Consider the following 16,621-nt stretch of genomic DNA (forward strand, 5'->3'; position numbering starts at 1 on the left):
CTTGTGGGGGAGATGCCCGGCAGGGCAGAGGGGGGTATCACGCGCACAACGCTCATCACCGCCCCAGATAATTCTCGATCACCTTCGGATCGGAACTCACAAAATCGATCGACCCCTCGGCCAGCACCGAGCCTTCAGCGAGACACGTCACCTTCACCCCAAGATCGCGGATAAACCCCATGTCGTGCTCGACAACGACCACCGACCGCGTCTTGGCGATCTCCTTGAGCAGGATCGCCGTCTCCGCCGTCTCCGCATCCGTCATCCCGGCCACCGGCTCGTCGACCAGCAACAACTTCGGCTCCTGCGCTAGCAGCATGCCGATCTCCAGCCACTGCTTCTGCCCATGGCTGAGATTGGCGGCGAGATCGTCGCGGCGATGCGTCAGGCGAACGGCCGCGAGGATCTCCTCGATACGCGACCGATCCTCTGATGACAGCCGATAGAACAGCGTCGAAAACACGCCACGCCGGCGGTTCAGCGCCAGCTCGATATTGTCCCAGACCGTGTGGCTCTCGAACACCGTCGGCTTCTGGAACTTGCGGCCGATGCCGAGCTGGGCGATGTCGGCTTCGTCGAGCTTGGTGAGGTCAGTCTGGCCGTTGAAGAACACCTGACCGGTATCCGGACGCGTCTTGCCGGTAATGATGTCCATCATCGTCGTCTTGCCGGCGCCGTTCGGGCCGATGATGGCGCGAAGTTCGCCCGGTTCGATGACGATCGACAGCGCATTCAGCGCCTTGAAGCCATCGAAGGAGACGGAGACGTTGTCGAGATAGAGAACGCTGTTGGGTTTGACGTCAGGGATCATGGCGCTCACTCCGCGGGCTGGATTTCTGCGTCGACGCCGTCTTCGCGCTTGGCGGGCGGCGTGTCGCTGGAAGATGGCTTGCGCTTGCCGATATACTGGCCGATCGTGCCAACGATGCCCTTGGGCAGGAACAGCGTGACCGCCACGAACAGCCCGCCGAGCGCGAAGAGCCAGAATTCGGGGAAGAGGCCGGTAAAGATCGTCTTGCCGCCATTGACCATGATCGCGCCGATGATCGGCCCGATCAGCGTCGAACGCCCGCCGACCGCCGTCCAGATGACGACTTCGATCGAGTTGGCCGGCGCGAATTCGCCCGGATTGATGATGCCCACCTGCGGCACGTAGAGCGCGCCGGCAATCCCCGCCATCATCGCCGAGACGACAAAGGTGAAGAGCTTGAAGTGCTCGACACGGTAGCCGAGGAAGCGCGTGCGGCTTTCCGCGTCGCGCACGCCGACCAGCACCTTGCCGAACTTCGAGCGCACGATGGCCGACGCGATCAGCAGCGACAGTGCAAGCAGAATGGCGGTGGCCGAGAAGAGCGCCGCGCGGGTGCCGTCGGCCTGGATATTGTAGCCGATGATATCCTTGAAATCGGTCAGGCCGTTATTGCCGCCGAAGCCCATGTCGTTGCGGAAGAAGGCGAGCAGCAGCGCATAGGTCATCGCCTGGGTGATGATCGACAGATAGACGCCGTTGACGCGCGAGCGGAAGGCGAACCAGCCGAAGACGAAGGCGAGCAGCCCGGGCACGACGAGCACCATCAGTGCCGCGAACCAGAAATGGTCAAACCCATGCCAGAACCACGGCAGTTCCTTGTAGTTCAGGAACACCATGAAATCGGGCAGGATGGGGTCGCCATAGCTGCCGCGCGTGCCGATCTGCCGCATCAGGTACATGCCCATCGCATAGCCGCCGAGCGCGAAGAAGGCGCCGTGGCCGAGCGAGAGAATGCCGCAGAAACCCCAGACGAGATCGAGCGCCAGCGCGAGAAGCGCATAGGTCAGATACTTGCCGAACAGCGACATGATGTAGGTCGGGATATGCAGCGGGCTCGTGGCTGGCGTCATCAGGTTCAGCACCGGCACCAGCACGGCAAGCGCCAGCAGAATGAACAGCGCGACGATGATCTTGCGATCGAGAGACCGGAGAAGGAAGGCCGTAATCATGCTTCCACCGCCCTTCCTTTGAGTGCGAAGAGCCCACGCGGCCGCTTCTGGATGAAGAGAATGATGAGGACGAGCACCAGGATCTTGCCGAGCACGGCACCGGCGAAGGGCTCGAGGAATTTGTTGACGACGCCGAGCGACAGCGCGCCCACCAGCGTACCCCACAGATTACCGACGCCGCCGAACACCACGACCATGAAGCTGTCGATGATGTAGCTCTGGCCGAGATTGGGCGAAACGTTGTCGATCTGGCTGAGCGCCACGCCCGCCATGCCGGCGATGCCGGAGCCGAGCGCGAAGGTGAAGGCATCGACCCAGCCGGTGCGAATGCCCATCGACGACGCCATGCGCCGGTTCTGCGTGACGGCGCGCATCTGCAGGCCGAAGGCGGAACGCTTGAGCAGCATCAGCAGCGTCACGAACACGGCCATCGAGAAGACGATGATCCACATGCGGTTCCAGGTGATCGACAGGCCGCCAAGTTCGAACGCACCCGACATCCAGCTTGGATTGCGCACTTCGCGGTTGGTCGGCCCGAAGATCGAGCGCACAGCCTGCTGCAGGATGAGCGACACGCCCCAGGTCGCGAGCAGCGTTTCCAGCGGACGTCCATAGAGATAGCGGATCACGGTCCGTTCGATGACGAGGCCGACGAAGCCGGTAAAGATGAAGGCGGCCGGCACGGCAAAGGCCAGCGAATAGACTTCAAGGCCGGGGAATGTCGAGGCGATATACTGCTGCACGACATAGGTCGTGTAGGCGCCGATCATCACCATCTCGCCATGCGCCATGTTGATGACGCCCATGACGCCGAAGGTGATGGCAAGGCCGATGGCGGCAAGCAGCAGCACCGAGCCGAGCGACAGGCCGTACCAGACGTTCTGCACCACATCCCAAAGCGCCAGGCTGCGGTTGATCGTGTTGATATGCGTCTGGATCTCGCCCTTGAGTTCGTCGGGCGCGGTCGCCATCGCCGTCGTCAGGATGGTCAGCGCGTTGCGACCGCCACGGGCGGCGATCGTGTCGATGGCGGCCTTCTTGTCCTCGGCGCCGACATCGCTCTTCAACACCATCACGGCGCGGGCGGCTTCCATCGCCTCCTTGACCTCGCCGTCCTTCTCGGCGGCAAGCGCGGAGTTGAGCAGTTCGAGATTGGCGGGATCGGCATCGCGCAGCAGCCCCTGGGCAGCCGCAAGGCGGGCGCCGCGATCAGGCGACAGCAGCGTCAGCTGGCTCATCGCGGAGGCGATGACGCCGCGCAGCGAATTGTTGATCCTGACCTTGGACATGTAGTCCGCATCGATATCGGCGACGGCCTCGCCGCTGATCGGATCGGAGAATGTCGGCTCGTCCTCCGTGCCGCCCTGAAGCAGAACCGGGCCACCGCTTTCCGAATTCACGTAAAGCTGGCCGTCGCTGAGCTGCTGCAGGATCTGGCTGACATGGGCATCGCCGGATGCGACCAGCGCCTTGATGGCGACCTCGCGTTCCGGGAAATCGCCGACGCCGAGCGCGTCGACAAGCGCATGGATGTCTTCCTGCGCCTTCAGCGCCGTGGCGAATGCCGGCATGGCCAGGCACAAGGTCAAAAGCAAAATCTTGATGGCGCGATACATCGGCTTTCTGCCTCGGTTATCGTTGGCCTTCCGGCGCAATCGGGGAAATTCAGGCCTCTAACACGGCAACTGCCGTCCGAAGCCTCAAGGCCACGCTTCGGAGAGAGAACTTCCGCCCGGACAGGAGGGCCGGACGGAAGCTGTTTTCAGGCTTTTAGAGTGAAGGGGTGTCCACTCAGGAGCCCTTGCCGCCGCACTTGCCCGTTGCGACATTGAAGTTTCCGCAGTTCATGGGCTTGCGCCAATCGGAGATCAGGTCCTTGGAGTCAGGCAGGAAGTCGGACCATTCGTCGCCGACGACAGCAGGGGTCTGCTGGACGATCTCGAACTGGCCGTTCGCCTGGATTTCACCGATCAGCACCGGCTTGGTGATGTGGTGGTTCGGCATGACGGTAGCGTAGCCGCCCGAGAGGTTCGGAACAGTGGTGCCGATGATCGTGTCGAGAACCTTGTCCGTGTCGGTCGTGCCGGCAGCCTGGACCGCCTTAACCCATGCGTTGAAGCCGATATAGGCAGCTTCCATCGGGTCGTTGGTCACGCGCTTGTCGTTCTTGGTGTAGGCATGCCATTCCTTGATGAACTTCTTGTTCGCAGGGCTTTCGACCGACTCGAAGTAGTTCCAGGCAGCGAGGTGGCCGACGAGCGGCTTGGTGTCGAGACCGGCAAGCTCTTCTTCGCCGACCGAGAAGGCGACAACAGGGATGTCGGTTGCCTTGACGCCCTGGTTGCCGAGTTCCTTGTAGAACGGCACGTTGGCGTCACCGTTGATGGTGGAGACGACGGCGGTCTTCTTGCCGGCGCCACCGAATTCCTTGATCTTGGAGACTTCCGTCTGCCAGTCGGAGAAGCCGAACGGCGTGTAGTTGACGATGATGTCTTCCTTCGGAATGCCCTTCGAGATCAGGTAGGCTTCCAGGATCTTGTTGGTCGTGCGCGGATAGACGTAGTCGGTGCCTTCGAGAACGAAGCGCTTAACGCCTTCCTTTTCCATCAGGTAGTCGACAGCCGGGATTGCCTGCTGGTTCGGAGCAGCGCCCGTGTAGAAGATGTTGCGCGAGGACTCTTCGCCTTCATACTGAACCGGGTAGAACAGGATGGAGTTGAGCTCTTCGAAAACCGGCAGGACCGACTTGCGCGACGAGGACGTCCAGCAACCGAAGACGGCCGCGACCTTGTCCTTTTCGATCAGCTCGCGTGCCTTTTCGGCAAACAGCGGCCAGTCGGAAGCCGGGTCGACGACGACGGCCTCGAGCTTCTTGCCGAGAAGGCCGCCCTTCTTGTTCTGCTCGTCGATGAGCATCAGCATGGCGTCTTTCAGCGTCGTTTCGGAGATCGCCATCGTGCCGGACAGCGAATGCAGAACGCCGACCTTGATGGTGTCGTCAGCCGCAACGGCTCCATGGAATGCGGCCGTGGCCGACATGACGGCGCCGAGCACGGCACCGGAAACATATGATCGCAGATTCATCTGGTTGATCCCCTCTTCTTGTTCCGACAACAGGCCTGAAACGGCGATTAACTGTTGCTTAAGGGACTATCTGGTGCTGCACTGCGAAAGCGTATACGCGAAATGACGTAGGTGACGGGGCGAAATGTGCAGTTTTGCGTTGCACCGCACTCTTAAGCCCCGCACTGTTCCATGTTACGAACGCATGACAAGGGGAACGAAGGGGCCGATTACGGGCATGGCAGCGCGGCAACGCATTATTCCGGTCAGGCGCGAATATAATCGCTGGGTCGCCAACCAGACGCTGGAAGACTATGCGCTGCGCTTCACCGCCAAGAGCGCCCGGCAATTCTCCTCGCAGCGCATTTCGCAGACGGCGATCGGCGCCATCTCCTTTCTGGCTTTGGAAGCGATCGGCGGCGCCATCACGCTGTCATACGGCACCACCAACGCCTTCTACGCGATCATCGTCGCCTCGATCGCCATGCTCGCCATCGGCCTGCCGATCAGCCGCTACGCCATCCGCCACGGCGTCGATATCGACCTTCTGACGCGGGGTGCCAGCTTCGGCTATATCGGCTCGACCATCACCTCGCTGATCTATGCCAGCTTCACCTTCATGCTGTTTGCGATCGAGGCGTCGATCATGTCCGGCGCGCTGGAGCTGACCTTGGGTATCCCGCTCTGGATCGGCTACATCATCAGCGCCGTCATGGTCATTCCGCTCGTCACCCACGGCGTCCGGCTGATCAGCCGCTTCCAGCTCCTGACGCAGCCCTTCTGGATCGTCCTCAACATCCTGCCCTTCCTCTTCATCGCCGTGATGGACTGGGAGAAATTCGACCTCTGGCGCGCCTTCTCCGGCATCCGCCATGCCTCGGGTCCGCCCGGCACCATCGCCCCCTTCGATCTCGTCGAGTTCGGTGCTGCCTCGGCCGTCATCCTGGCGCTCATGTCGCAGATCGGCGAACAGGCCGACTTCCTGCGCTTCCTCCCGCCGGAAAAGCAGACCAAGTGGCGTCACCGCCTTGCTGTCTTCCTCGCCGGCCCCGGCTGGGTCATCATCGGCGCGCCGAAGCTGCTCGCCGGCTCCTTCCTCGTCGTGCTAACCTTCGCGTCAGGAGTGCCCGCCGACCGCGCCGCCGATCCGGCGCAGATGTATCTGACCGCATTCGGCTACATGATCCCCTGGCACAACGCGGCGCTGCTGCTGATGGCCGCCTTCGTCATGGTCTCGCAGCTGAAGATCAACGTGATGAACGCCTATGCCGGGTCGCTGGCATGGTCGAACTTCTTCTCGCGCCTCACCCATAGCCATCCCGGCCGCGTCATCTGGCTGGTGTTCAACGTGGCGATTGCACTGCTCCTGATGGAGCTAGGCATCTACCGGCTGCTTGAGGAAACGCTCGGCATCTTCTCGATCATTGCCATGGCCTGGCTGTGCACCATCTCGGCCGATCTCTTCATCAACAAGCCGCTCGGCCTCGCTCCTCCAGGCATCGAGTTCAAGCGCGCCCATCTCTACGACATCAACCCCGTCGGCCTCGGCGCCATGACGCTGTCGGCGACCATCGCGCTCATCGCCCATTTCGGCGCTTTCGGCACGATCGCCGCTTCGCTCGCACCGTACATCACCCTCATCGTCGCCCTGATCGCCTCGCCTGCGATCGCCTGGGCCACCAAGGGCAAGTTCTACCTCGCCCGCAAGCCGCGCCAGAGCTGGAAGAACCTGACGAACATCACCTGTTCGGTCTGCGAACACCCCTTCGAGCCGGAAGACATGGCTTGGTGTCCCGCCTATGCCGCGCCGATCTGCTCGCTCTGCTGTTCGCTCGACAGTCGCTGCCACGACATGTGCAAGCCCAATGCGCATCTGAACGCGCAGGTCGGTTATGTCGCCAAGGCTGTGCTGCCCGAAACCATCGTCCAAAAGCTCACCACGCGCCTCGGCCGCTACGGCATCGCCGTCATTCTCGCGCTCACCGCTGTCGGCGCCATCCTCGCCATGATCGCCCACCAGGTCTCCGCGGCCTCGCCGGCAACAGCGGAAGTCGTCAACGGCACGATCCTGATCGTCTTCTTCGTCTTCGCCGTCATCGCCGGCGTCGTCTGCTGGTTTTATGTGCTGGCGCATGACAGCCGCGTCGTCGCCGAGGAGGAATCCTCGCGTCAGAACACGCTGCTGCTCAAGGAAATCGCCGCCCACAAGAAGACCGACGCCGCCCTGCAGGCCGCCAAGGAAACCGCCGAAGCCGCCAACCGCGCCAAGAGCCGCTATGTCGTCGGCCTCAGCCACGAACTGCGGACGCCCCTCAACGCCGTGCTCGGCTACGCCCAGATCCTCGAGCGCGACGAGACCATTCCGACGCCACGCCAATCCTCGATCAAGGTCATCCGCCGCTCGGCCGAACATCTCTCCGGGCTGATCGACGGCCTGCTCGATATCTCGAAAATCGAGGCCGGCCGCCTGCAGGTCTATTCCAACGAGATCAACATCCAGGATTTCCTCGACCAGATCGTCGACATGTTCCGCCCGCAGGCGCTCGCAAAGGGCTTGACCTTCAACCACCAGCGCGCGCCTGCTTTGCCCCAGTTCGTACGCACCGATGAAAAGCGCCTGCGCCAGATCCTCGTCAATCTGCTCTCCAACGCCATCAAGTTCACCGACGAGGGCACCGTCACTTTCGATGTCGCCTATCGCAGCCAGGTCGCGACCTTCACCGTGACGGACACCGGTCGCGGCATCGCCGAGAAGGACCTGAGCCGCATCTACGAGCCATTCCAGCGCGGCGAGGCCGACAGCATCCGCCCCATGCCCGGCCTCGGCCTTGGGCTTACGATCACCCAGCTTCTGACGAACACGCTCGGAGGCGAAATCTCGGTGACCAGCGAAAAGGACAAGGGCTCGACTTTCCGCGTGCGTCTGATGCTCTCGGCCGTGCTGCGCGAGATGGCCGCTCCGCCGCAGGAAAAGAAGATCGTCAGCTACGACGGCCCGCGCCGCACCATCGTCGTCGTCGATGACAACGAGGATCACCGCGAGATGATGCGCGAGATCCTCGTGCCGCTCGATTTCGTCGTGCTGACGGCGGCAAGCGGCACCGATTGCCTGACGCTGATCGAAGGCATCCAGCCCGACCTCTTCCTCGTCGACATCCTGATGCCGGGAATGAACGGTTGGCAGCTGGTCTCGCGCCTTCGCGAAGCCGGCCAGACCGCGCCGATCGTCATGCTCTCAGCCAACATCGGCGACGCCGCCGCTCATGGCGACAGCGACGACAGCCACAATGACGCGATCGGCAAGCCGGTCGACATTCGCCGCCTGCGCGATAAGCTTGCCCTGCACCTCGGCCTGAAATGGCTGTACGCCGAAGCGACGCCCGCCGCGCCGAAGAAGACCGAGCAGATCCTGCAAAGTCCCGGCGACGCGCATGTGCAGGAACTGCTGCGCCTCGGCGAGATCGGCTATATCAGAGGCATCGAGGCGAAGCTCGCCGACCTTGCCAAGGTGGAGGCAAATCAGCCATTTACCGAGGAACTTCGATCCTATGTTGCCGCCTTCGACCTGAACGGCTTCATGGCCTTCCTGCACCGCTTCGACGAAAAGGTGGAACACATTGGCTGAGCTCCCGCGCGACATCGTTCTCTTGGTCGACGACTCGCCGGAAGCGCTCGGCTTCCTCACCGATGCGCTGGAGCAATCCGGATTCTCCGTCCTGATCGCGACCTCCGGTTCGGCAGCACTCAATATCGTCGAGCGCATCACCCCCGACCTGATCCTGATCGACGCGGTGATGCCCACCATGGACGGCTTCGAGACCTGCCGGCGGTTGAAGGCCAACCCGGCGATCAGCCAGATCCCCGTAATCTTCATGACCGGCCTGACCGAGACCGAACACGTCGTCCACGCGCTCGGCTCCGGCGGCGTCGATTATCTGACCAAGCCGATCAACATCGACGAACTCCGCGCCCGCATCGGCGTGCACCTGAAAAACGCCCGCTCCGCCCAGAGCGCCCGCGTGGCGCTCGATGCCGCCGGCCGCCATCTGCTGGCGGTCAAGGGCGACGGCAACATCCACTGGTCGACCCCCCAGGCCACCCGTCTCGTCAACGCCGCCATGGGCAGCGACGACGGCATGGACACGGTGATCTCAACCATCGCCGCCTGGATGAAAGACCGCACCGCCTCCACCATATCAGTCGCCCATGGCGGCCAGGACGTGCTGCAGCTTGCCTTTCTGGGCACGATCGGCCCAGACGAATATCTCTTCCGCCTCACCGCCAGCCAGCGCGCCGACGACCAGGTGCTGCGCCAGCGCTTCGCGCTCACGAACCGCGAATCCGAGGTCCTGCTCTGGATCGCCAAGGGCAAGGCCAACCGCGACATCGGCGAAATTCTCGGCCTCTCCGCCCGCACGGTGAACAAGCACCTCGAGCAGATCTACGTCAAACTCGGCGTCGAAAACCGCGCCTCGGCCGCGGTCAAGGCGGCGCATGTGTTGCATGAGACTTGAGCGAGTCATGACAGCAGAAAAGGCGCTCACACTTTAGAAAGCACACACGGATATCCTTGAGCGACGCCCGCAAGTTGGGCATGGCATCAAGATGATATCCGGCAGGTCATGAAGGACAGGCTTTATTATGTGGATCGGCTGCGGATTTCCGCCTTCGCGATCCTGATCCTCTATCACTCCTCGGCGGCCTTCTTCACCGACATGGGCTGGCTGATCCATAGCGATCGCACCAGCCCGGCGCTCTCGCTGATCATGGAATTCCCGCGCGCCTGGCGACTGGCTCTGTTGTTTTTCGTCTCCGGCATGGGTGCTGCCTTCTCCTTCCGCTCGGATTCCAGCCTCGCCTTCCTGCGCAAGCGCACCATCCGCCTGCTCGTTCCCCTGCTCTTCGCCATGGCCGTCCTCGTCGTGCCGCAGGTCTGGTACGAGCGCATGTACGAGACCGGCTATGACGGCTCGCTCATCAATTTCTGGCTGACGCGCTATTTCACGGAGGGCCGCTACCCGACCGGCAATTTCACCTGGGCGCACATGTGGTTCGTCGCCTATCTGCTTGTGATGTCGGTGATCTGCTACCCGATTTTTCTCTATCTGAGCCGACCCGAAAACAGGATCATGGCCTGGTTCGAACGCGTCGCGAAATCAGGCGCCATCTATCTCTTCTTCCTGCTGCCGCTCGCTCTCAATCTCGCTCTGTCGCCGCTCTACCCCAAGGAAACCAATGCGCTTTATAATGACGGCGCCTGGTTCGCGGTCTGGGCAAGCTGGTTCGGCCTCGGCTTCCTTGTCGCCCGCAATCACCGCAGCCTGATCGAGCCGATCATCGCCAAGCGCTATCTCAGCGCCGCCATCGCGCTAGCCGTGACGATGTTTCTCTATGCCTTCGCCTGGCTGGCGCCGGCCGAACAGGCGATCGGCAGCTATGCAGACGAAACCCCGCTCTTCAAGGCCGCGATCTTCCTGCTTGCCTGGTCGATGATCTTGACGCTGATCGGCTTCGCCGCCCGTCATTTCAACCAGCCGGACGCGCGGCTGGTCACGGTCAACCGGCTCGTCTTCCCGCTTTACATTATCCACCAGACGGTGATCGTCGGCGCGCTCTATTACGTGCTGCCGCTCGGCCTGCCGGCCGTGCCGAGCTTCATCATCATCGCTGCCGCGACCTTCGTGCTGTCGAGCCTCTTCGCCATCGCGGTGGACTTCATCCCCGGCCGCGCGCGCCTGCTCTTCGGCCTCGAAGCCAAACCGCGTGGTCCCTCGGGCGAGCGCAAGACTGTCGGCGCGCAGCGATAGGCTGGATCAGGCCACCTGGTCCGGCGGCTCGCGTCCCTCGAAGAAGGCCGTGATGTTGTCCACCACCTTCATCCCCATCGCATTGCGCGTCTCTTCGGTAGCACTACCAAGATGCGGCAGCAGAACCACATTTTCCATCGCGCGCAGCTTCTCCGGCACCTGCGGTTCAGCCTCGTAGACGTCGAGGCCGGCGCTGCGGATCACGCCAGTCTCGAGCGCAGCGATCAATGCCGCCTCATCGACCACATCGCCGCGCGCCGTATTGATCAGATAAGCACCAGGCTTCATCGCCGCGAAACGGGCTGCATTCATCAGGTGCCGGTTCTCAGCCCCACCTGGGCAATGCAGCGACACGAAATCGCTCGCGGCCAGCACCTCTTCCACGGTCGCTAGCTGCCGCGCGCCATATCGCGCCGCTTCCGCCGCATCGACCGTCGAGCGGTTGTAGAACACCACGTCCATGCCGAAACCAAAATGGCAGCGTTGCGCGAAGGCTTTGCCGATACGCCCGAAGCCGATGATCCCCACCGTCTTGCCCGTGACCTTGGAGCCGATCATATGCGTCGGGCACCAGCCTTTCCATTCGCCGGCCCGGATCTGCCGCTCGCCCTCCCCGCCGCGGCGCGCGACCGAAAGCAGGAGCAGCATGGCGATATCGGCAGTGCAATCGGTGAGCACACCAGGCGTGTTGGTCACCACGATGCCCTTGGCCTTCGCCGCCGCGATGTCGATGTGGTTATAGCCGACGCCGAAATTGCCGAGGACTCTGGCCCGGATCTCGCCTTCGAAAACCGACGCCGGAAGCTTGTCCGACACGGTCGGCAACACGGCGTCGTGGGTGCGCAGCGCCTCCGCGATGGCTTCGGGCGACATCGGCAGGTCGTCGGTGTTGAAGGTGGCGTCGAAACGCTCGGCGAGCACAGCCTCCACGGCGGAGGGCCAGCGGCGCGTGAGCAGAATCTTGGGGCGGGACATGGCGTATCCGTATCGTCTGCGGCTGCGCGCCGATCGGCGGCAACCTGTTGAATTCGCCGGCGATCGTAACCGGATCATCCTCGATCGCAAGACCGGTAAGCGGCCGGGCGGTTCGCATTGTTGCCAAAACGAAAGAAGCCCGGTGCGAGACCGGGCTTCCAAGGTGAGAACGAAAGTTCTTACTTCGCGTCCTGCGGGAAGTAGGAGAACTTGCCGTCTGGACCCTTCTTCCATTCGTACATGACGTAGCCTGGGATCTTCGGGTCGCCCTTTTCGTCGAACGAGATTTCGCCGAGAACGGTCTTGAACGGACCCTTGGCCTTCATCGCTGCGGCAACGGCTTCAGCGTCGGTCGAAGCAGCTGCCTTGGCAGCTTCAGCGATCGTCTGCATCGCGGCGTAGGAGTACAGCGTGTAAGCTTCAGGGTTGAAGCCGGCAGCCTTGAACTTCTCGACGAGTGCCTTGTTGTCTGGGTTCAGCGTTGCGTCCGGGCCGAACGTGTTCAGCGTGCCGGCGACTGCGTCACCAGCGATCGATGCCAGTTCGTTCGAAACGATACCGTCACCCGATACGAGCGTTGCCTTCAGGCCCTGGTCGGCGGCCTGGCGGATGATCAGACCAGCTTCGGTGTGGAGACCACCCCAGTAGATGATCGAAACGCCGGCTTCCTTCATCTTGGCGATGAGGGCCGAGAAGTCCTTGTCGCCGACGTTGATGCCTTCGTACATGGCTTCGGTGAGACCAGCGGCATTCATGGCCTTCTTGGTTTCGTCAGCGAGGCCCTGGCCGTAAGGAGTCTTGTCGTGAACGACAGCGATCTTGGCGTCCTTGAAGTGGTCGGCAAGGTACTTGCCGGCGATGCCGCCCTGCTGGTCGTCGCGACCGCAAGTACGGAACGTGTTCCAAAGACCACGCTCGGTGAACTGCGGGTTGGTCGCAGCCGGGGTGATTTCGAGGATGCCGTTTTCAGCGTAAACTTCGGAAGCCGGGATCGAAACGCCCGAGTTGAAGTGGCCGATGACGAACTTGACGCCGTCAGCTGCGAACTTGTTGGCAACCGAGATACCCTGCTTCGGGTCGGACACGTCGTCGCCGAGCACGATCTTGATCTGCTCGCCGTTGATGCCGCCAGCAGCGTTGATGTCGGCAGCTGCCTGCTCGGCACCCTTCTGGAGCTGTGCGCCGAACGCAGCGTTCGGGCCGGTCAGCGGACCAGCAACGGCAACCGTGATGTCGGCCCAAGCGTTGCTGCTGAAGGCGACCATCGCCGTCAGAGCCACTGCCGACAGAAGAGACTTCTTCATTATGTTACTCCCAGTTTTTTAGCGGGTTCCGTTCCATTACCCAGCGCATCACCCACTTTACTGCGCCGGGAAACCTGTTCCACTCGGAGAGGTAATTTGTCCCTAGATTCAACCGGCTGTCAATGTTTTGCCTTCCAGGAGAAGGGTGACGTTTTTTCGTAGAGCCAGTAGTAATTATTGACCATCTGATTGGTCCGGCGATAGCGGTATCCCGCCGTCGCGAAGACCAGGAGAAGGACGAAGTCGATAGCGTAATAGAACACGCTCAGCACAGGTCCGTCGAACAGCGCGTGATGCAGAAACTGCATCGCGGCCGCCAGAAGCACGCTGTAGCCGATGACAATTGGATAGTCGCTCCAGCCGTCAGCGGCAGCTTTGCCCGAACGCCACGCGGTCCAGAAGCCGATCAACACGACGATCAGGCGAATGACGCTGCGAACGCCGGTATCGCCTTCAAAGAAAAGTCCCTGCATATCAAAGTCTCCCCTTCGTCATGCTCAATGCCGTCCGCCTTCGAGATAGGCGGCGCGAACTTCAGGATTGGCGAGCAGTTCCTGGCCGGAGCCCGACATCGTCACCTTGCCGTTGACCATGACATAGGCCCGGTCGGACAGCTTCAGCGCCGCGAATGCGTTCTGCTCGACGAGGAACACGGTGAGCCCCTCATCCTTGTTCAGCTTCTTGATCGCCTCGAAGATGCCCTTGACGATCAGCGGCGCGAGACCGAGCGACGGCTCGTCGAGAAGCAAAAGCTTCGGACGCGCCATCAGCGCGCGGCCGATCGACAGCATCTGCTGCTCGCCGCCCGAAAGCGTGCCGCCGCGCTGCGTCTGGCGCTCCTTGAGACGCGGGAACATCGCGAAGATCTTCTCGACGTCTTCCTTGAAGTATTTCAGGTTGTCGAGCCCGGCGCCCATCTGCAGGTTTTCCATCACGCTCATGCGCGGGAAAATGCGGCGTCCCTCTGGTGACTGCGCGATGCGCAGGCGGGCGATCTCGTGGGTCGGCATCTTGGTGATGTCGCGGCCTTCGAAGATGACCTTGCCGGCGCGCGCCTGCGGGCTGCCGCAGATCGTCATCATCAGCGTCGACTTGCCGGCGCCGTTGGCGCCGATCAGGCTGACGATTTCGCCCTGGTTGACGTGGACATCGATGCCGGCGAGCGCGCGGATGTTGCCGTAATAGGTTTCAACACCCTCGACCTTGAGAAGTGGCTGACCGGTCATCAGTGCGTACCTCCTTCGAGGTTTTCGACGTCTGCGATCACCTGTTCCACTTCCTCGTCTTCGACACCGAGATAGGCCGCGATGACCTTCGGATCGTTCTTCACATGGTCTGGCGTGCCATCGGAAATCTTCTGGCCGTATTCGAGCACGACGACGTGGTCGGAAATTTCCATGACCACGGACATGTCGTGTTCGATCAGGAGCAGCGACGTGCCCTCGTCGCGGATACCGCGCAGAAGCGTGTTCAGCGTCAGCGATTCCTTCGGGTTGAGACCGGCGGCCGGCTCGTCCAGGCAAAGCAGCTCCGGTCCGGTGCACATGGCGCGCGCGATCTCAAGGCGGCGCTGAGCGCCATAGGGCAGGTCGCCGGCGGGATCGTCGGCGCGATCGATCAGATCGGCCTTCTCCAGCCAGTAGCGGGCAAGCTCGATCGCGTTCTTCGCTTCCGCGCCGTAGCGACCGATCCCGAGCAGGCCGAGAATGGTGTAGCCCGATGCCAGCATCAGCTTGTTGTGCTGCGCGACCAGAAGGTTTTCGAGAACCGTCAGGCCGGAGAACAACCGGATGTTCTGGAAGGTACGGGCGACCTTGGCTTCGCGAGTGATGCGAAAGTCCGGCAGACGCTCAAGCAGGTGTTCTCTGCCGTCCTTGTGGCGCATGGTGATCATGCCCATGGTCGGCTTGTAGAAGCCGGTGATGCAATTGAACACGGTGGTCTTGCCGGCGCCGTTCGGGCCGATCAGCGCGGTGATCTCGCCGCGCTTGGCCTCAAACGAGAAGTCGTTGATGGCCATCAGGCCGCCGAACTTCATCGACAGGTGCTCGACCTTGAGCAGAGTATCGCTGGACATGTTGGTTTCCTGAGGGCTCATCAGCCGTGGCCCTCCTTGGTGAAGCTTCCCGATACCGACTTCCGTTCTTTCAGGAACGCCGTCGGCTCACGCGATCCGACGAAGCCGCGCGGCTTGATCAGCATGACGACGACCATCGCCAGACCAAATAGCAGCATGCGGTAGAGTTCCGGCGTGAAGTCGGGTCCGAAGATGAGCTTCAGGAACTCCATTTCGCGCAGCGCCTCGGTACCGCCGATCATGACGACCGCCGCGATCGCGATGCCGGTCAGCGAGCCCATGCCGCCGAGAACGACGATGGCGAGGATGACGGCCGATTCCAGGAACACGAAGGATTCAGGCGAGACGAAGCCCTGACGAGCGGCGAAGAAGGAGCCGGCGAAGCCGCCGAACATCGCACCCGTGGCGAAAGCCGTGAGCTTGGTCGTCACCGTGTTGATGCCGAGCGAACGGCAGGCGATCTCGTCTTCGCGAAGCGCTTCCCAGGCACGGCCGATCGGCATGCGGCGCAGGCGGATCGTGACATAGGCCGTCAGGAGGCAGAGCGCCAGGATCAGATAGAAGAGGAAGATCTTGTAGTAGGCCGACGAGATCGGCAGGTGGAACAGCTTGGCGAAGCCATGCGGGCTGGCATCGAAGGGAATGCCGAACAGCGTTGCCTTCGGAATGCTGGCGATACCGAACGTGCCCTTGGTCAGATCCGTCCAGTTGATGATGACGAGGCGGATGATTTCACCGAAGGCCAGCGTCACGATCGCCAGATAGTCACCGCGCAGACGCAGCACCGGAAAGCCGAGGATGATGCCCCAGAGACCGGCGAGAATGCCCGACAGCGGCAGAAGAACCCAGAAGGACAGTCCGAAATAGCTGGAGAGCAGCGCGTAGGAATAGGCGCCGACCGCGTAGAAGGCGACGTAACCAAGGTCGAGCAGACCGGCAAGACCGACGACGATGTTCAGGCCCCAGGCCAGCATCACGTAGATCAGAATCTGGATACCGAAGTTGTCGACCCACTTCAGCGAGCCCTGCGCCCCAACCAGCGCCACGATGACGACGGGATAGAGCACCAGCGCCAGAAGCGCGATCTTCAGGAAGTGGGCGTGGAAGAAGCCCTTCTTGTCGGAGATATCGAGCTCGCCGCTGCGCGCCTTGGCAAGCTTGCGGGCATCTAGATGCGGACGCAGGAAAACCACGATCGCAAACCGGCCGACCGCCGCGATGGCGACGAAGATCGCGAGCAGGCCCCAGCGCTGAACCACGACGAGTTCGTTGCTGATGTTCTGCTGCGTGCCGAGACCGACATAGAGAACGAACATGCCGAAGGAGATAACGGCTGCGAAGATAGCTTCTTTAATACCCTTCTGGACAAGTCCGGATGCGGGCTTGCCAGGGGCGTTTTCAACATTTGCCATGAC

General features: G+C 62.0%; 12 protein-coding genes and 1 pseudogene. 3 read left to right on the forward strand and 10 right to left on the reverse strand.

Translation table 11 applies throughout. The annotated features are described in order from the left end of the window. Positions 1-55 precede the first annotated feature (55 nt). From urtD to urtA, 4 genes and pseudogenes are all read right to left on the reverse strand, one after another. On the reverse strand, positions 56-811 hold the full coding sequence (urtD, locus tag B3605_RS05110; RefSeq protein ID WP_112945364.1) for an urea ABC transporter ATP-binding protein UrtD: 756 nt from the start codon (positions 809-811) through the stop codon (positions 56-58). Positions 812-908: 97 nt separating this feature from the next. Continuing rightward, a pseudogene (urtC, locus tag B3605_RS05115) lies at positions 909-1,980 on the reverse strand (urea ABC transporter permease subunit UrtC); the annotation flags it as partial. Further along, positions 1,977-3,596 (reverse strand): urea ABC transporter permease subunit UrtB, encoded by a 1,620-nt coding sequence (gene urtB / locus B3605_RS05120; RefSeq protein ID WP_112945363.1) that lies wholly within the window; start codon positions 3,594-3,596, stop codon positions 1,977-1,979. The gene urtB and the pseudogene urtC, both read right to left, overlap by 4 nt. A gap of 175 nt (positions 3,597-3,771) precedes the next feature. Further along, entirely contained in the window at positions 3,772-5,064 is a 1,293-nt protein-coding gene (gene urtA, locus B3605_RS05125) for an urea ABC transporter substrate-binding protein (protein WP_037186085.1), read from the reverse strand. A gap of 217 nt (positions 5,065-5,281) precedes the next feature. Here urtA and B3605_RS05130 point away from each other — a divergent pair, with 217 nt between their 5' ends. The 3 genes from B3605_RS05130 to B3605_RS05140 all read left to right on the forward strand — a co-directional run bounded on the left by B3605_RS05130 (position 5,282) and on the right by B3605_RS05140 (position 10,850). Beyond that, on the forward strand, positions 5,282-8,668 hold the full coding sequence (locus B3605_RS05130; RefSeq protein WP_112945362.1) for a hybrid sensor histidine kinase/response regulator: 3,387 nt from the start codon (positions 5,282-5,284) through the stop codon (positions 8,666-8,668). After that, positions 8,661-9,557 (forward strand): response regulator transcription factor, encoded by an 897-nt coding sequence (locus tag B3605_RS05135; protein WP_296432759.1) that lies wholly within the window; start codon positions 8,661-8,663, stop codon positions 9,555-9,557. Before B3605_RS05130 ends, B3605_RS05135 begins: the two co-directional genes overlap by 8 nt. Before the next feature lie 108 nt (positions 9,558-9,665). Next, positions 9,666-10,850 carry an acyltransferase family protein gene (locus tag B3605_RS05140; protein WP_018897091.1) on the forward strand — a complete coding sequence of 395 codons (1,185 nt, stop codon included), beginning with the start codon at positions 9,666-9,668 and terminating at the stop codon, positions 10,848-10,850. Between the two features lie 6 nt (positions 10,851-10,856). On the opposite strand, the gene B3605_RS05145 is transcribed toward B3605_RS05140, so the two are convergent. The 6 genes from B3605_RS05145 to livM all read right to left on the reverse strand — a co-directional run bounded on the left by B3605_RS05145 (position 10,857) and on the right by livM (position 16,618). Further along, a complete protein-coding gene (locus B3605_RS05145) occupies positions 10,857-11,825 on the reverse strand; it encodes a 2-hydroxyacid dehydrogenase (protein WP_112945360.1) in 969 nt (322 codons plus the stop codon). A gap of 179 nt (positions 11,826-12,004) precedes the next feature. Beyond that, positions 12,005-13,129 carry a branched-chain amino acid ABC transporter substrate-binding protein gene (locus B3605_RS05150; protein WP_018897089.1) on the reverse strand — a complete coding sequence of 375 codons (1,125 nt, stop codon included), beginning with the start codon at positions 13,127-13,129 and terminating at the stop codon, positions 12,005-12,007. A 119-nt stretch (positions 13,130-13,248) separates the two neighbouring features. After that, positions 13,249-13,602 (reverse strand): DUF6867 family protein, encoded by a 354-nt coding sequence (locus B3605_RS05155; protein WP_112945359.1) that lies wholly within the window; start codon positions 13,600-13,602, stop codon positions 13,249-13,251. A gap of 24 nt (positions 13,603-13,626) precedes the next feature. Further along, on the reverse strand, positions 13,627-14,355 hold the full coding sequence (locus B3605_RS05160; RefSeq protein WP_018897087.1) for an ABC transporter ATP-binding protein: 729 nt from the start codon (positions 14,353-14,355) through the stop codon (positions 13,627-13,629). Further along, positions 14,355-15,227 carry an ABC transporter ATP-binding protein gene (locus B3605_RS05165; RefSeq protein WP_112945358.1) on the reverse strand — a complete coding sequence of 291 codons (873 nt, stop codon included), beginning with the start codon at positions 15,225-15,227 and terminating at the stop codon, positions 14,355-14,357. The genes B3605_RS05160 and B3605_RS05165 overlap by 1 nt, the downstream gene beginning before the upstream one ends. Continuing rightward, positions 15,227-16,618: a high-affinity branched-chain amino acid ABC transporter permease LivM gene (gene livM / locus B3605_RS05170; protein WP_112945357.1), complete on the reverse strand. Its 1,392-nt coding sequence runs from the start codon at positions 16,616-16,618 to the stop codon at positions 15,227-15,229. The genes B3605_RS05165 and livM overlap by 1 nt, the downstream gene beginning before the upstream one ends. Positions 16,619-16,621 lie beyond the last annotated feature (3 nt).

The organism is Rhizobium sp. UBA1881 (genome assembly GCF_002338015.1).
GTDB lineage: Bacteria > Pseudomonadota > Alphaproteobacteria > Rhizobiales > Rhizobiaceae > Rhizobium.